This is a genomic window from Pseudarthrobacter phenanthrenivorans, from assembly GCF_000813845.1.
GTDB lineage: Bacteria > Actinomycetota > Actinomycetes > Actinomycetales > Micrococcaceae > Arthrobacter > Arthrobacter phenanthrenivorans_B.
Genome location: NZ_JWTB01000018.1, coordinates 1 through 14,337, shown reverse-complemented (window position 1 = coordinate 14,337; position 14,337 = coordinate 1). Strand labels below are relative to the sequence as shown.

Annotated in this window: 14 protein-coding genes and 1 pseudogene; 6 read left to right on the top strand and 9 right to left on the bottom strand. The window is 68.3% G+C overall.

The window, feature by feature from the left end; translation table 11 throughout:
• Positions 1–197 precede the first annotated feature (197 nt).
• A complete protein-coding gene (locus RM50_RS09515; RefSeq protein ID WP_043452180.1) occupies positions 198–587 on the top strand; it encodes a TfoX/Sxy family protein in 390 nt (129 codons plus the stop codon).
• Positions 584–1,354: an alpha/beta fold hydrolase gene (locus RM50_RS09510; protein WP_043452178.1), complete on the top strand. Its 771-nt coding sequence runs from the start codon at positions 584–586 to the stop codon at positions 1,352–1,354. Before RM50_RS09515 ends, RM50_RS09510 begins: the two co-directional genes overlap by 4 nt.
• A gap of 14 nt (positions 1,355–1,368) precedes the next feature.
• On the opposite strand, the gene RM50_RS09505 is transcribed toward RM50_RS09510, so the two are convergent.
• Positions 1,369–2,073: a hypothetical protein gene (locus tag RM50_RS09505; protein ID WP_043452251.1), complete on the bottom strand. Its 705-nt coding sequence runs from the start codon at positions 2,071–2,073 to the stop codon at positions 1,369–1,371.
• 347 nt (positions 2,074–2,420) lie between these two features.
• Between RM50_RS09505 and RM50_RS09500 the strand changes: the two genes are divergently transcribed.
• The 3 genes from RM50_RS09500 (at position 2,421) to RM50_RS09490 (ending at position 4,098) form a co-directional block, all read left to right on the top strand.
• On the top strand, positions 2,421–2,972 hold the full coding sequence (locus tag RM50_RS09500) for a hypothetical protein (protein WP_043452250.1): 552 nt from the start codon (positions 2,421–2,423) through the stop codon (positions 2,970–2,972).
• 23 nt (positions 2,973–2,995) lie between these two features.
• A complete protein-coding gene (locus tag RM50_RS09495) occupies positions 2,996–3,307 on the top strand; it encodes a hypothetical protein (RefSeq protein WP_043452249.1) in 312 nt (103 codons plus the stop codon).
• A gap of 104 nt (positions 3,308–3,411) precedes the next feature.
• The gene (locus RM50_RS09490; RefSeq protein ID WP_043452176.1) at positions 3,412–4,098 is read left to right on the top strand and encodes a response regulator; all 687 of its coding nucleotides are present in this window, start codon (positions 3,412–3,414) and stop codon (positions 4,096–4,098) included.
• Here RM50_RS09490 and RM50_RS09485 read toward each other — a convergent pair.
• The 6 genes from RM50_RS09485 to RM50_RS09455 all read right to left on the bottom strand — a co-directional run bounded on the left by RM50_RS09485 (position 4,095) and on the right by RM50_RS09455 (position 11,711).
• The gene (locus RM50_RS09485; RefSeq protein WP_043452174.1) at positions 4,095–5,786 is read right to left on the bottom strand and encodes a GAF domain-containing sensor histidine kinase; all 1,692 of its coding nucleotides are present in this window, start codon (positions 5,784–5,786) and stop codon (positions 4,095–4,097) included. The genes RM50_RS09490 and RM50_RS09485 overlap by 4 nt on opposite strands.
• A 130-nt stretch (positions 5,787–5,916) precedes the next feature.
• Positions 5,917–8,646: a magnesium-translocating P-type ATPase gene (mgtA, locus tag RM50_RS09480; RefSeq protein ID WP_043452171.1), complete on the bottom strand. Its 2,730-nt coding sequence runs from the start codon at positions 8,644–8,646 to the stop codon at positions 5,917–5,919.
• Positions 8,643–9,320 carry a class I SAM-dependent methyltransferase gene (locus RM50_RS09475; RefSeq protein WP_043452169.1) on the bottom strand — a complete coding sequence of 226 codons (678 nt, stop codon included), beginning with the start codon at positions 9,318–9,320 and terminating at the stop codon, positions 8,643–8,645. Before RM50_RS09475 ends, mgtA begins: the two co-directional genes overlap by 4 nt.
• Before the next feature lie 22 nt (positions 9,321–9,342).
• Positions 9,343–10,104: a CPBP family intramembrane glutamic endopeptidase gene (locus RM50_RS09470; RefSeq protein WP_043452168.1), complete on the bottom strand. Its 762-nt coding sequence runs from the start codon at positions 10,102–10,104 to the stop codon at positions 9,343–9,345.
• An 8-nt stretch (positions 10,105–10,112) separates the two neighbouring features.
• Positions 10,113–10,823: a hypothetical protein gene (locus RM50_RS21075; RefSeq protein WP_240471926.1), complete on the bottom strand. Its 711-nt coding sequence runs from the start codon at positions 10,821–10,823 to the stop codon at positions 10,113–10,115.
• A 105-nt stretch (positions 10,824–10,928) separates the two neighbouring features.
• Positions 10,929–11,711 carry an SDR family oxidoreductase gene (locus tag RM50_RS09455; RefSeq protein ID WP_043452162.1) on the bottom strand — a complete coding sequence of 261 codons (783 nt, stop codon included), beginning with the start codon at positions 11,709–11,711 and terminating at the stop codon, positions 10,929–10,931.
• Positions 11,712–11,915: 204 nt separating this feature from the next.
• Here RM50_RS09455 and RM50_RS09450 point away from each other — a divergent pair, with 204 nt between their 5' ends.
• Positions 11,916–13,505: an alkaline phosphatase D family protein gene (locus tag RM50_RS09450; RefSeq protein ID WP_043452160.1), complete on the top strand. Its 1,590-nt coding sequence runs from the start codon at positions 11,916–11,918 to the stop codon at positions 13,503–13,505.
• Positions 13,506–13,623: 118 nt separating this feature from the next.
• Here the strand turns inward: RM50_RS09450 and RM50_RS09445 are convergent, their stop codons facing one another.
• Together RM50_RS09445 and RM50_RS09440 are read right to left on the bottom strand one after the other, a co-directional pair.
• Positions 13,624–13,950: a hypothetical protein gene (locus RM50_RS09445; RefSeq protein WP_043452158.1), complete on the bottom strand. Its 327-nt coding sequence runs from the start codon at positions 13,948–13,950 to the stop codon at positions 13,624–13,626.
• Between the two features lie 132 nt (positions 13,951–14,082).
• A pseudogene (locus tag RM50_RS09440) lies at positions 14,083–14,337 on the bottom strand (hypothetical protein); the annotation flags it as partial.

The window sequence follows — 14,337 nt, the reverse complement described above, 5'->3', positions numbered from 1 at the left end:
GATCCGTGTCCCTGGCAAGGCAGCCAGAAAATAGTTGCCTAGAGCTATATATAGCACTCCCCCAGGAAGTTTGACCTGTTCAGGTGGGACTTTATGCGGGACGCACAGGGGCCTGCCGAACCTCTCGACCACGGCACCAAAGAGGCATATCCTGCATCCACATCCTGCCCGACCACCTGCCACCGGGAGAAGACGCCATGGAGATGCCCAAGGCAACCGAGGAAGACAAAGAACGGTTCCGGCGCGTGGTCCCGGACCATCCCGGCGTGGTGGTGAAGCCCATGTTCGGCAATCTGGGAGCGTTCGTGAACGGCAACATGTTCGCCGGGCTGTTTGGCTCCACGATCGGGGTGAAACTGTCCCGGGAGGACAGGGAACTGCTGGAGTCCTCCGAGCGCACCGTGCCGTTCGGCCCGGCGGAGCGGCCCATGGGCGGCTACACCGGGCTGCCGGACGTGTGGAATGAAGAGGGCGACGGCGATGACACCCGGGCGCGCGCGTGGGCCGGGAAGGCATTGGCGTACGTCGCGTCCCTGCCGCCGAAGGAGCCCAAGGAGCGGCCGAAGGCGGGCAAGGTCCAGCCATGACCCCGTACCGCGTCATCCTGCTCCCCGGGAGCGTCCTCCCGGCGGGGCCGGCGTACGGCGGACTGCTGGAGGCCCTGGGACCAGCTGTGGACTCCGTGGCCAAGGACCTGGAACTCTACGCCGCTGATGCCCCGCCGGCGGACTGGACCCTGGACACTGAGGGCGATGCGGTGCTCCGTGAAGCCGATGCCCGCGGCTGGGACACCTTCCATCTGGTGGGCTATTCCGGGGGCGGCTCAGCCAGCCTGGCGCTGGCGGCAGCGCATCCGGAGCGGCTCCGCAGCCTGGCGCTGCTGGAGCCTGCGTGGGCCGGCACCTGGGATTGGAGCCCGGAGCACGCCGAACTTTGGACAAAGTATGAGCAGTTGAATGGCCTCCCGCCCGGCGAGTTCATGGCCGCCTTCACCCGGCTGGGCGTCCGGGACGACGTCGTCCTGCCGCCTCCTCCGCCCGGTCCGCCCCCGCCGTGGATGGCCAAGAGGCCGGCGGGGATCGGTGCGTTCCTCAAGGCCTTCACGTCGTACAACCTGGACCGCGGCCGGCTTGCCGCCTTTGACCGGCCGGTGCTGTTCATTCTTGGCGGCAGGAGCAACCCGGACGACTATGCCGACAACGCACGCCGCCTGAGCAGGGTTTTCCCCGACTTCCGGCTTGAAGTGTTTCCGGACCGCCATCATTTCGATCCGCCGCACCGGATCGAGCCGGAACGGGTCGCGGGGCTGCTGCAGGAGCACTGGGCGCGGGCGGAAGGACGCCCGGCTGCCTAGCAGCGGGTGCGTGCTCAGCTTGCCGTGGGTCCCGGGCCGTGCGCCTTCTGCCGTCCGTCGCGGTGGGCGAGGTAGGCGTAGACCATGAGGGCGATGCCGGCCAGGATCATCACGGCGGGGAAGGCGAAGTCCAAGGTCATGAACACCACGGTGGCCTGGAGGGCAAAGATCAGGCCCATGACCGCCAGGACAGCGGCCGGGATCAACGGCCACCGCATGCGCTGAACCCTGTCGGCGGCAGGGCCTGCGGTGCGGACCGGAACCAGTGACAGCACACCGAAGGTGGTGGCCAGGCCCAGGAACAGGACGGCGGCGGTGGGTGTGCCCTGCAGTTCCTGGGGAAGCGCCACAATGACCGCCAGGGTCAACATCACCCCGGCGGGAATCAGGGACCACCAGTTGCTGCCTTCGCGGACGAACACGGCGCCGAACCCGGCCCCCATGAAGAGGAACAGGAAGGCGGCTCCCCAGGCAGCGCCGGTGAGCTGCGTGGTGATGATGACCGCGGCCAGCCCCAGGAAGACGGAACCGGGAATAGCGGCCCACCAGTTCTCCCGCCGCCGAAAGAAGAGCGAGAGGAAAAGGACCCCAACGGACGCAAAGATCAGTGGTGCGACGACGGCTGCCGTGTCCATGACGCCCATCCGGTCCAGCAGCAGGAGCCCGCCCAGCGCAATGAGGACGACGCCTGCGATGATGCTTGCATGTGCTGATTTCACCGTGTGCCTCCTGGTTCCGGTGGGCGGCTGCACGCCGCGCTCTCCAGTTCAGGCTAGGACTGCCCGGGGGCCGGAAACAGGGCACAAAGCCCCGGCCCGTCAGCCCGGAATGGCTTCATTGGCCCGAAGGACGGGATTGACGGGCGGCATTCCGAGGACGGGACCTTCAGCCCTATAGCAACGTCCCGGACGCTTGGCATCCTTGAAGAGGCACCGTCCGGGTCCTCAGGATTGCGAGGCCGGAACGGCTCTCCCCTGAACCCCAGTGATATGCGCCGGAGGCACCGCAAGGATGCCGCCAGTAGGCAGGTGCGTCCTGCATGCTGCCGGATTTCGAAAGGACCGTCATGCCCGCTGACATCCTCACGCTCCATCCCGCTCCGCTCCCCCCGTCCGAGGCTGCCCGCAGGCGGGCCATGCTCCTGCATCCCTCCAATGTCACGCCCCGTGCCTCAGACAGTTCCCTGCAGGAGCCTGGCTCCGCGAGGCAAGCCGAAGAACTTGCCGCCCGCTTCGACGGACTCCACCAGGAAATGCTCAACCGTGGGCTGCCGGCCCGGGAGGCCTTGACCGAGGTGGCCCGCACGGCTGCACGTGACATTTGGGATGGCTTCGCCTTACGGCTGCGGCGGCACCGGGCGGCCGGCGAGCAGATCGACGCCAACGTTGTCGCCGTCGCCCTTGCCTCAATCCAGTGCATGACCCGCGCCCTGCCCCGCCACCCCGGTGACCTCGACTACGCAGCCCGCACCGTCAGCACCGCCCGCCGCCGCCTTCAGTACAACGGCGGCCTGCTGCACCGGCTGCACCCGCACCGCAACCCTGCCTTCCAGGAAGCAGTGGCCACCTTGCAGTCGCTGGAGGCCTTCCTCAACAACCGGCACCGGACAGCGGCCTGAACCGGGAGCGCGAAGTGGAAACCATGGTCAGCCTTGACGAGTACAAAGCCGTGTATGGCGGCCGCGAACCCTTGGTGCCGGACGGGGGCGACGGCCTCGGTGACGGCGGCTGCAACATCATCCGGAAGGACACGGGAGGCGTGATTGGACGGTGGAGTTCGTGGGAAATGGCAAGCCGGGCACTCAACCGGCTCCAGAAACTCGGGAGCGGATTTGAGTACCGGCTGGAAGAATCGCACACCTGGGTCGACGGCAAGGATTCGAGCAGCACATGCACAGCGTGCAACCTCATCCGTCGTCCTCCCGGTGCCCTTACCTCCAGGCTGGATATGTAGGCCGGCCGTGGGTACGGGATGATTTACTACTGAGGTTCCTTCCAACGGGGCGGCCGCATTGACCAGGCGGCTGGGGAGGGCAATCGAGCCGACGAGAGCGCCTTATGGACACAACAGCAGCCCCGGACGAGGCCATCCTTCCTCCCCGTCCCATGCGGGTCTTCATTCTGAGCGACCACAGCATGGTCCGGCAGGGACTGAAGGATCTTCTGGAACACCATGGGTTCGAAGTGGTGGGGGAAAGCGGATCAGCCACGGAGGCCACCTGCCTGATCCCCATCCTGCACCCGGACCTCGCGCTGCTGGATGACCGGCTGCCGGACGGTACAGGCATCGAAGTCTGCCGTGGACTGCGTTCCACGGCTCCAGGGGTTGAAAGCTTGATCCTCACCAGCTGGGATCAACAGCACGCCGTGCGGGCAGCGGTCCTGGCCGGAGCGTCAGGCTATCTGCTGAAGCAGGTGGGCGATACCCGGGAGCTGGTCAAGAACATCCGTAGCGCCGCTGAAGGGTATCCGCTGATCGGTTCCACGGTCAGGGACCGGGTGGCCGCAAACCTGCATGCGACGGCCTCCGCGTCCTGGCTGGACGCCATGACCCAGAGCGAGCGCGCGGTGCTGGCCTTGATGGCAAAGGGCCTGACCAACCGGCAGATCGGCGGGGAAATGGCGTTGGCGGAGGACGCCGTTGCCGGATATGTGTCCTCGGTGCTCCTGAAGCTCGGCTTCCGGCGCCGGACCCCCCAGATTCCGGTACCGATCCCCCGCGCGTGGGAGTTGCTGGGCGGTTAGCTGAGCGGCACCGAGCTGAGCGGCACCGTCCAGGTCACACTGGTTCCCTTGCCGGGCGCACTTTCCACCAGGCAGGTGCCGCCCAGGTGTTCCGCCCGGTTCTTCATGTTCTCCAGGCCGCTGATCCGCTCCGGGTCCTCGAAGCCACAGCCGTTATCCCGGACGGTGAGGACCACCTCGCCATCCTGGACAGCGAGATGGACGTAGATCTCCGCCGATCCGGAATGCCTGACGGCGTTGCTGACGCTTTCGTACAGGACCCGCAGCAGTTGTTCGGCAACCTCGTCCCCGACGGCGTCGTCAACCGGTCCGGAGAGCTGGACCCTCGGCAGGAAGCCGGCAGCGTTGGCGGCTTCCTGGACAGCGCGCAGGACCCGGCCGCTCAGGAGTTCCTGGTCCGGCTGCCTGGCCTGGAGGGAGTAGATGGTGTCCCGGAGCTGGTGGATGCAGTCGTCGAGTTCGGTGGTGATGGCCGCAACGCGCCGCTCATGCGCGAGCGGGTCGGCCGTGTAGCGGCGAAGGCCCTGGATACTCAGTCCCGCGGCGAACAGCCGCTGGATCACCAAGTCATGCAGGTCCGCGGCGATGCGTTCCCGGTCGATAAACAGGGCGTGCTCTTCCCGCAGCTGGTTTGCCTTGAGCAGGTCCAGCGTCAGGCCAATCCTCGAGGCGAAGACCGCGCTTTGCTCAACATCCACGTCCGTGTAGCGGGCTCCTCCTGAAGAACGGGCAAGGATCAGCACGCTGTTCCGGTGGCCGTCGCTGTTGCTTCCCAGGGCGGCGACCAGGACCGGCCCCAGCTTTTCGGCCGACGCAGGGTCGAAAACCTGGTGCGGCTCCGCCAGTGCCCTGGATTCACCAGTGGCGATGACCTGGGCCAGGACGGGACCAGCGGCCAGTTCCTGCCCGGCCCGAAGCGACTGGACACCCACGGAGGTCCGGCAGCGCAGGGTCTGGTCGTCAGCCACCGAGGCGATGACGGACAACGCCGAGGCTGAGGCATGCAGGGCGCGGTCGGCGATCATGTCCAGGTTGTCGGTATCGGACCGCGGATGGGCCTTGAGCCTGTCGCTGACCTCCATGCCCGCTTCGAGCCACCGCTGCCGGCTGTTGCTGTCCTCGTACAGGCGCGCGTTCTGGATGGCGACGCCGGCGGCTGAGGCAAGCGCCACCGCGAGGTCCTCGTCCTCGGCGGTGAAGTCGTGGCCGTCGATTTTCTCCGTCAGGTACAGGTTGCCGAAGACCTCGTCCCGGACCCTGACGGGGACGCCCAGGAAGGTCTTCATCGGCGGATGGTTGGCGGGAAAGCCGACAGCGATGGGATGTTCGCCCAGATCGTGCAGCCGTACGGGTCTGGGTTCGCGGATCAGGTCGCCCAGGACCCCATGTCCGGTGGGCAGGTCGCCGATGAGGCGGGCACCTTCCTCGTCCACACCCACCGTAATGAAATGGCTGAGCTGCTGGTCGTCACCAATGACGCCCAGCGCCCCGTACCGCGCGCCCACAAGTTCGCACGCCGACTGGACCACGCGGTCCAGCACCGCTTCCAGGCTCAAGTCCGCGGAAAGGGACACCACCGCACCCAGCAGGCCCTCGACATGTTCCTGGGTGCGGACAAGTTCGTCTGCCCGGTCCACAAATTCCCGCAAAAGTTCGCGGGTCCGCCGCCTGATCGGTTCACGCCACATGAGAAACACCCCAACTATCGACCAGGATGATCCAAGGCGGCCTGCATCACCCTGTATTCACCATCTTTATGACAGCCCCCAGTGTCTCCCACCATCATGCTACCAACGCGCTTCGTTGGGACCCCTAAAGTTACGGCCTGGCTGTACCCTCATGCCGGCGTCCGTGGCGGCGCCCCTTGCGGGCAGCTACCCCGGGTGCCGGCACCCGGAGCGGGGGGACCTTGACGGGGATACTGAACCGGAACGCCCGGCGGGAGATGTGGTGGGTGGCCTGGCGGCGCCGGACGGGCGGCGGCGGGGCCGGCAGCTGCTGGGCGTCACGGGCAAAGAACCATTGCTTGGCGGCCTCCACCAGCACCAGGTACACCACCACCATGCCCAGCAGGGCCAGGAAGAACGGCACCGGCAGGGGGTCGAAGCCCAGCACGCCGGCCAGCGGTGACAGCGGCAGGAAAATACCCAGGGCCACCACGCCCAGGGACGCCGCAATCAGGCCCGCGGAAGGCCGGCTTCGCAGGAAGGGCACCCGGCGGGTGCGGATGGCAAAAATGATCAGCGTCTGGGTGGCGATGGATTCGATGAACCAGCCGGCCCGGAACTCCCCCGGTGCCGCGCTGAAGACGAACAGCATCAGGGCGAACGTAGCGAAGTCGAACAGCGAACTGATGGGACCGAAGAGCAGCATGAACCGCCGGATGAAGGCGATGTCCCAGTGCGACGGCGCCCGCAGCTGTTCTTTGTCCACGCGGTCCCCGGGGATGGCCAGCTGCCCGGAGTCATAGAGCAGGTTGTTCAGCAGGATCTGGCCGGGCAGCATGGGCAGGAAGCTCAGCACTACGGAGGCCACGGCTGCGCTGAACATATTGCCGAAGTTGCTGGACGTCCCCATCAGGACGTACTTGATGGTGTTGGCGAAGATCCGCCGGCCTTCCATCACGCCGTCGGCCAGGACGCCGAGGTCCTTGTCCAGGAGGACGACGTCGGCCGCATCTTTGGCAACGTCCGTTGCAGTATCGACGGAAATGCCGATGTCCGCCTTGTGCAGTGCCAGGGCGTCGTTGACGCCGTCGCCCATGAAGCCCACCGATCCGCCGCTGAGACGCAGCAGGGCGATGATGCGCGCCTTTTGTTCCGGTGACACGCGCGCGAAGATGGTGGCCGTCCGTGCGGCGGCAGCGAGGTCGGCGTCGGACATGGCCTCAACCTGGGCGCCGGTGAGGGTGCCGCCGGAGATCACGTCCAGGTCCGCGCAGACTTTTTCAGCCACTTTGGCGTTGTCCCCCGTGGCGATCTTCACTGAGATTCCCAGCGCCTCCAGCAGGTCCAGGGACTGCCGCGCGTTGGCCTTGGGCCGGTCAAGGAACACCAGGAAGCCGGCCAGGGTGAGGTCCCGCTCGTCCGCCGGAACCAGCTTTTCCAGCCCGGCGGCGGGGCGGAAGGCCACGGCCACGACCCGGGACCCGGCGTCGAACTGTTCCTCCAGCAGTGCCTGCACGGCAGCCGGGGTTGGCCCGCACAGGGCCAGGACGTCTTCGGGTGCGCCCTTGGTGACCAGCTGCGCGGGACCGCCGGCTTCGCGGACCAGCACGCTGGTGCGGCGGCGTTCGTGGTCAAAGCCGATCAAGTCCACCCGCTCGAAGCGCCCCGGATCGAAACCGGAAGCGCCGGGGCTCTCCCACAGGGCCGCGTCCAGCGGGTTCTGGCCGGCGGAGGACACCTTCGCTCCCGCATAGTTTGCCTCGGTGGCCAGCAGGCCCAGGGTGAGCAGGCCGGCGTCGGACATCCCCTCGGTGGCCGGGAGCGCGCGGGTGAAGCTGATTTTTCCTTCGGTAAGCGTGCCGGTCTTGTCCGTGACCAGGATGTCCATGTCCCCCAGGTCCTCGATGCACACCAGCCGCTTGACCAGCACTTTGCGGCGTGCCAGCTGCCGGGTGCCGGTGGCCAGGCTGGTGCTGACGACGGCGGGCAGCAGCTGCGGGGTGATGCCCACGGCGATGGCCAACGAGAACAGCAGGGACTCGATGAGCGGGCGCTGCAGCAGCAGGTTGGCCACGAAGATCAGCGAGGTGAGCACCACTGCCACCTGCAGCAGCAGGAACGAGAAGCGTTTCAGGCCCAGCTGGAACTCGGTCTGCGGCTGCCGTTCGCCCAGGCCCAGGGCGATCCGGCCAAACTCCGCGTTGCCGCCGGTGGCCACCACCACGCCGCTGCAGCCGCCGGACTGCACCACCGTGCCCATGAAAACGCAGGAGGAGAGGTCCGCGAGCGCTGAGCCGGCGGGTACGGGGGCGGGGTCCTTGGCGGCAGGCTGGGACTCACCGGTGAGGATGCTTTCGTCGCAGAGGAGGTTGGTGGTGGTCAGGAGCCGGATGTCGGCCGGGACGATGGCGCCCAGGGAGAGGTGGACGACGTCGCCCGGCACCAGGGCGGTGACGTCCACCTCCCTGGTGGTTCCGCTGCGCTGGACGGCGGCCTGGTGGGTCACGCGCGAATGCAGGGCCTCGGACGCGCGCTCCGCGCGGTACTCGTTGGTGAAGCCGAGGCCCACGCTGGCCAGCAGGATCACGCCGATGACGATGGAGTTGGTGGCGTCGCCCAGGAACAGCGACAGTCCGGCGGTGATGATGAGCAGGATGAGGATGGGGCTGGCGAACTGCCGGCCCAGCACGGCCCAGGCGTTGGCGCGGTGGGTGCGGACGGCGTTGGGACCAAGCTGCTGCAGCCGGGCGGCTGCTTCCTCCTCCGCCAGGCCCCCCGGCCCGGAACCCAGGCGGGCCAGGACCTGCTCCGCCGTCAGTGCCGCGGCGTCGGTGATGGGCAGCTGCAGGGAACTGTGTTCCCTGACGGTCAGGTCTGTCATGCGGGCTCCGGTCCTGCTGCCGGCGGCCCGGGACTGGTGGCGGTTCCCAGGATGTGGGCCATGGGAGGGTTCAGCCGCTGCACGGAAAAGGTGAAGCGGCGGTTGCTGGCGATCCCGAACCCCGCTGCAGTGATGGCTCCAAGGGTGTCGCGGTTGAGGTGGCAGCCGCCCATGAGCCGGCCCCAGGCAGGGGTCAGGAGATCTTCCGCCCTGGCCAGCAGTGGGTGGCGGGACCGGACGTGTTCGTAGTAGGCCAGGGTTCCGCCGGGCCGCAGGACGCGGCGGATCTCGGCAAGGACGGCGGCCTGGTCCCGGACGCTGCATAAGACAAGGCTGGCCACCACGGCATCGGCGCTGCCGGTTGCGGCCGGGATGTCCTCGGCGGTGCCGGCGGCCACCGTCACCGGGACGGAGGCGGATGCGGCCTGGTCCTGCGCCACGCCACGGAGGTAGTCATCCGGTTCCAGCGCCAGCACGTGGGTGACGGCAGGCGGGTACAGGGGAAAGGAGGACCCGGTGCCAGCTCCTATTTCGATGACTGATCCGTGCAGGCCGGCCAGGATGGTGCGGCGATGCTCCGCGGCCCCGCGCCGGTCCATCCCGCCGACGGCGCGGGCGAACGCACGGGCGAAGAACGGGTGCTGCGGGCAGTCAACCCCTTCCTTGCCCGTCACCCCTGCCCCGAGTCCACAGTGCTCATCGGTGCCTCATCCCCCCGCCGTTGTCGTGCCGCGTGGCGGCTCCTCGGTCTCCTGCCCGATTATTCCCCCGCCCCGCCGGGAAGGGACGGGGCTTTTGGCCCGAATCCGTAGCCAGCCAGATGGTCCGGGCGGCCCGCACACCGCAGGAGTCGGTGGCCGCGTGGGCAATGGACACGGCCAGGAGCGAGCCGGTCTCCTGTGCCGCCCACCCGTAGCCGAGCCCGATCAGGCCCGCCCCCAGCAGCACGGGCCAGCGCCCGCGCGGGTGGGGCCGGACGGACAGCGGGACCAGGTGCCAGGCGATGAACCCGAGCGACGGCCAGAGCCAGCCCCGGACTTTGCGGTCGGGGAAGACGGCCAGCGGCACTCCCCGCCACAGTGCTTCCTCAGCCAGGGCGTTGGTGACACCGATGCCGACGGCGGCGAGGGCCGCCGTCGTCCCCGCCTTCCTGGCATTGGGAATCAGCTCGGTGGCGATGGCACCTGCCGGCGGCAGGAGCAGGACGCCCCGGTACAGGGGCCGGTGTCGCGGCTCCGCAGTACCGGGGACCTGCCAGAGTTCCACCAGCCGGCGGCGCCCTGCCACGGCCAGGGCGAGGGTCCAGCAGAGCGCCCAGTAGGCGGCGAATCCGGCCTGGTAGCCGCGCCGCCCGCCGAAGCGGCGGACGGTGTACCGGAAGACCGGCAGCATCACCGCAGGCACCGCTGCCGGCATGATGGTGGCCGCGGTTTCACGCCAGCCGGCTGGTTGGCTCATCGCGGCTCCTACTTGAGGCTGAGCACCTCGTCGATGGGGCGGCCGTTGACGAAGACCTGGGCGCTGGTTGCGCCGGAGGCGGCCATGGCCGTGTACTCCAGCTGTGCCTTGGCCCGGGGAATGTCGCACACACCCCCCAGCATGAACTGGCCGGAGAGCCAGATGGTGATGGTGCTGCCGTTCAGCTCGCCGCCGAGGTAGGTCAGGTTCGACTGGTACAGGACGTTGATCAGCCCGGACAGGCCCACATCCCGGCTCTTATTGGCCAGCAGGGTCCCGACGCTGGGGCCCACCTGGTCGGTGAACCTGACCGGGGCCGTGGTGGTGGCCACCAGGCTGTCGCCGCACCCGATCTTCGGTCCCGAGACGCCGTTGTCGCCCACCGCCACGTAGTAGATGGTCAGCGGGGCCACCTGCTCCGGCAGGCCCGGCGGCGCCGGCTCCTGCGTTGGTTCCTGGGTGGCCGGCGGACCGGCGGGCGCGGACGACGGCGGCGCGGCGGGTGGCGTGGTGGGCGCGGCTGGGGTGCTGGCCGGGCTGGTGGGGGTGGCCGTGGCGGTGGGGCTCGCCGTCGTACTTGGACTTGCGCTGCTAGCGGTGGGGGCAGGTGCTGCGGAACTGCTGGAGGGGGCCGGGGCCGGCGGGCCGAAGCAGCCGGTGAGGACGATCAGGCTGCCGAGCCCGAAGACGGTGAGTGCCGAGAACCTGGGCCTGGCCATAATGCCCCCTAAAAGATGGACACCGCGGATGCGGGTGCCACTTTCAAGCTACGCCTGAGGGTTACCGGGGAACAGGGACTTAAGTCCGAGGCCGCCGGTCCGGGCTCACCATACTGAATCGCCGCGCAGGACGGCGTCGCTGCCGCCGTCCACGTAGACGATCTGTCCGCACAGGTGGGTGTTTTCCTCGCTGTTGAGCCAGGCGAGCAGGCGGGCCACCACGATGGGTTCGGCGATGCCGTTCAGGGGCATCGGGACCATGTTCAGCAGGGCTTTGCGCTCCTCTTCGGTGTCGATGAGGTCGGCGGTCATGGGTGTGGCAATGATGCCGGGCGACACGGCGTTGAGCGGGATGCCGGCCCCGGCCCATTCGGCTGTGGCGGCGTGCCGGCGGACCCAGCGCGAGAGGGCCAGCTTGGTGGAGGCGTAGATCAGGCCGCCGGTGGTGGCGGGTTCCTTGGCCAGGACCTTGGCGCGGGCCATGGCACCCGGTTCATCTCCCGACGCCAGCAGCGAAACAAGTTCCTCGTCGCTTGACATGAGCGCAGCCATCGACGAGACCACCACGGCCCGGGGCGCGTCCGAATCCGCCAGCAGGGGCCGAAGACCATCCACCGTGGCCACCGTGCCGAAGAAGTTCACGGCCACCGTGGCGGGGGCCGGAACGGCGAGGCCGGCCACGGCGTAGATCGCGTCGATCCGGCCGCCGCTGATCTTCCGCACCGCGTCCACCAGGGCGCCGCGTCCTTCTGCCGTGGAGAGGTCGGCCACCACCTCGGCGTCGTGGAGGTCCACGCCGATCACGCGTTCGCCGCGCCGCTCGAGCAGGTCCAGGGTTGCCTTGCCGATGCCGGATGCGGCGCCGGTAATGACGGAGGTACGGGGCATGGCGTCTGTCTCCCTTGGGCTGGATGGGTCGGGCGGCCTCCACGGGCCTGGGCCGGATTCCACTTTGCCGCGCGTCATCGGTCGCCGCCAGAGTCCAAAGCCCTTTCCCAGCCGGGCCGTGAATGACTGCTCTTGTCGCGCCGTTAACCAGCCATTCATATCCTCCTCAAAACCTGTCCAACAGCTGTAAATAGCGTGGGAGCCATGGACAACATCTCCCGCAGAACCCTCATTTCCGCCGGCATCGGAGCAGGCTTGGTCGCCGCCCTGCCGGGTGCCGCCGTCGCTGTTTCCACTGCCGACGACGCCGGCCTCCGCACCGATCCCTTCCTGCTCGGCATCGCATCGGGCGAGCCGTGGCCGGACGGCTTCGTCCTCTGGACCCGCCTGGCCTTGAACCTGGTGGCCGAGGACGGGCTGGGCGGCATGCCGTCGCGGCCCGTCGCCGTGCAGTGGGAGGTGGCCGAGGACCAGGGCATGCGCAATGTGGTGGCCCGGGGCGTGGAACAGGCCCGGATCGAGACCGCCCACTCGGTGCACGTGGAGCTGCGCGGCCTGAAGGCCGGCCGCGAATACTTCTACCGGTTCCGCGCGGGCAGGCACCTCAGCCCGGTGGGCCGCACCCTTACCAGCCCGGCGCTGCACGAGACCCCTGCCGCCCTGGCCATGGCGTTCGCCAGCTGCGCCCAGTACGAGCACGGCTACTTCACCGCCTACCGGCGCCTGGCGGAGGACCACCCGGACCTGGTGCTGCACCTGGGCGACTACCTGTACGAGTACAAGAAGGGCAGCTATGTGATCGGCGGCGGAAACCCGCGCGACCACGAGGGCCCGGAGACCGTCACGCTGGAGACCTACCGGCAGCGGCACGCCCAGTACAAGGCCGACGCCGACCTGCAGGCCGCGCACGCCATCGCACCGTGGGCAGTGGTCTGGGACGACCACGAGGTGGACAACAACTGGGCGGACGACGTCCCGGAGAACCAGGATCCAGGCCAGCTGAACGACAGCGTGGAGCACTTCCGCCGGCGCCGCGCCGCCGCCTTCCAGGCGTACTACGAGAACATGCCGCTGCGCCCGTCGTCGCTGCCGGCCGGGCCGGACATGAAGATCTACCGGAAGATCCAGTGGGGCCAGCTGGCCAACTTCCACATGATGGATACGCGCCAGTACCGCGACGACCAGCTGGCAGGGGACGGCTGGAAGAAGAACGTCACCGAGCGGCTGGCGGAGAACCGGACCATCACCGGCACAGAGCAGGAACAGTGGCTGCTGGACGGCTTCCGCAACTCAACGCAGCGCTGGGACATCCTGGGCCAGCAGGTCTTCTTCGCCGAGCGCGACCGCGCCCAGGCCCTGGAGATCGACGACGTCTCCATGGACGGCTGGGACGGGTACGCCGCTTCCCGCCGCCGCATCACCCAGGGCTGGATCGACGCCAAGGTGCGCAACGCCGTCGTCCTCACCGGCGACGTGCACCGGCACTGGGCCAACGACGTCAAGGTGGACTACAAGGACCCGGCCTCCCCCGTGGTGGGCTCGGAGCTGGTGTGCACCTCCATCACATCCACCGGCGACGGGACCGGCTCCACCACGGACGCCACCATGGCCTGGAACCCGCACCTGAAGTTCTACAACGACAATCGCGGCTACGTGAACACCCGCATCAGCAGGGACGCCATGACCGCCGACTTCCGGGTGCTGGACCACGTCACCACGCCGGGCGCACCCGTCTCCACCAAGGCCTCCTTCGAGATCCGTGACGGGGTGCCGGGGCTGCAGGCGCGCGCCTGAGCCACCGCGCGGGACGCGTTTGTGTGACTTATGAAGGATCAGCTGGGGGCGCCCCGTGCCGGGGCGCGGGTTCCTGCGCCTCCGGCTGCCATAAGTTACGCAAACGCGTCCGGTTACTTCACAGACTGCCCCGCAGCCGGCCGGGATGCCCTTTTCGCCGAAGCATGAACCTGGCGATAACGGCTCCGATGAGCCCGGCGAGCGTCACCAGCTGCACCTCGTCGAAGGAAAGCCCGTCGATATTGGGCTGGAGTTCCGCCTCCGTGGCCCAGCCGAACCAGACTTCGCTGACCAGGATTCCGGCGAGGAAGTAGCCCAGCGCGGCGTAGAACCACAGCCGGCGGCCTCCGGGTTTGCCCACGATCAGCTGGACCACCAGCCCGAAGACCAGCGACATCGCCGCAAGCACTCCCGCACCGGCGATTCCCAGATCCCACCCAGGCATGTCCGTCACCTCCGTGATCCGATCGCTCCTGCCACCAGCCTTCCCGGGAGCTGCCGACGCTTGTAGAGGCGAAGGTCACCGGGATGCTGCGCGGCGGGTTGGAGTGACGGGATGGCCCCCCGCGGGCACGGGTCAGGGAGCGGCGCGCGTGCCCGAGTCCGTGCTTGAGCCGGTGGTCGGAACGAAGGTCCAGTCGAAGGAGCCGTCGTCGTGCAGCGTCAGGCGGAGGAAGCCGCGGGTATCGCTGAACCGCTTGGCGATGTACTTCGGCCTGCTGGTGAACGGGCGGGTATCGATGCCTCCGGTGGAGACCTGGAATGCCGTCATTCCGTCATCAACGCACTTGTCCGCGTTGTTCACCGGACAGGTCCGTTCGTAGTTGTGCTG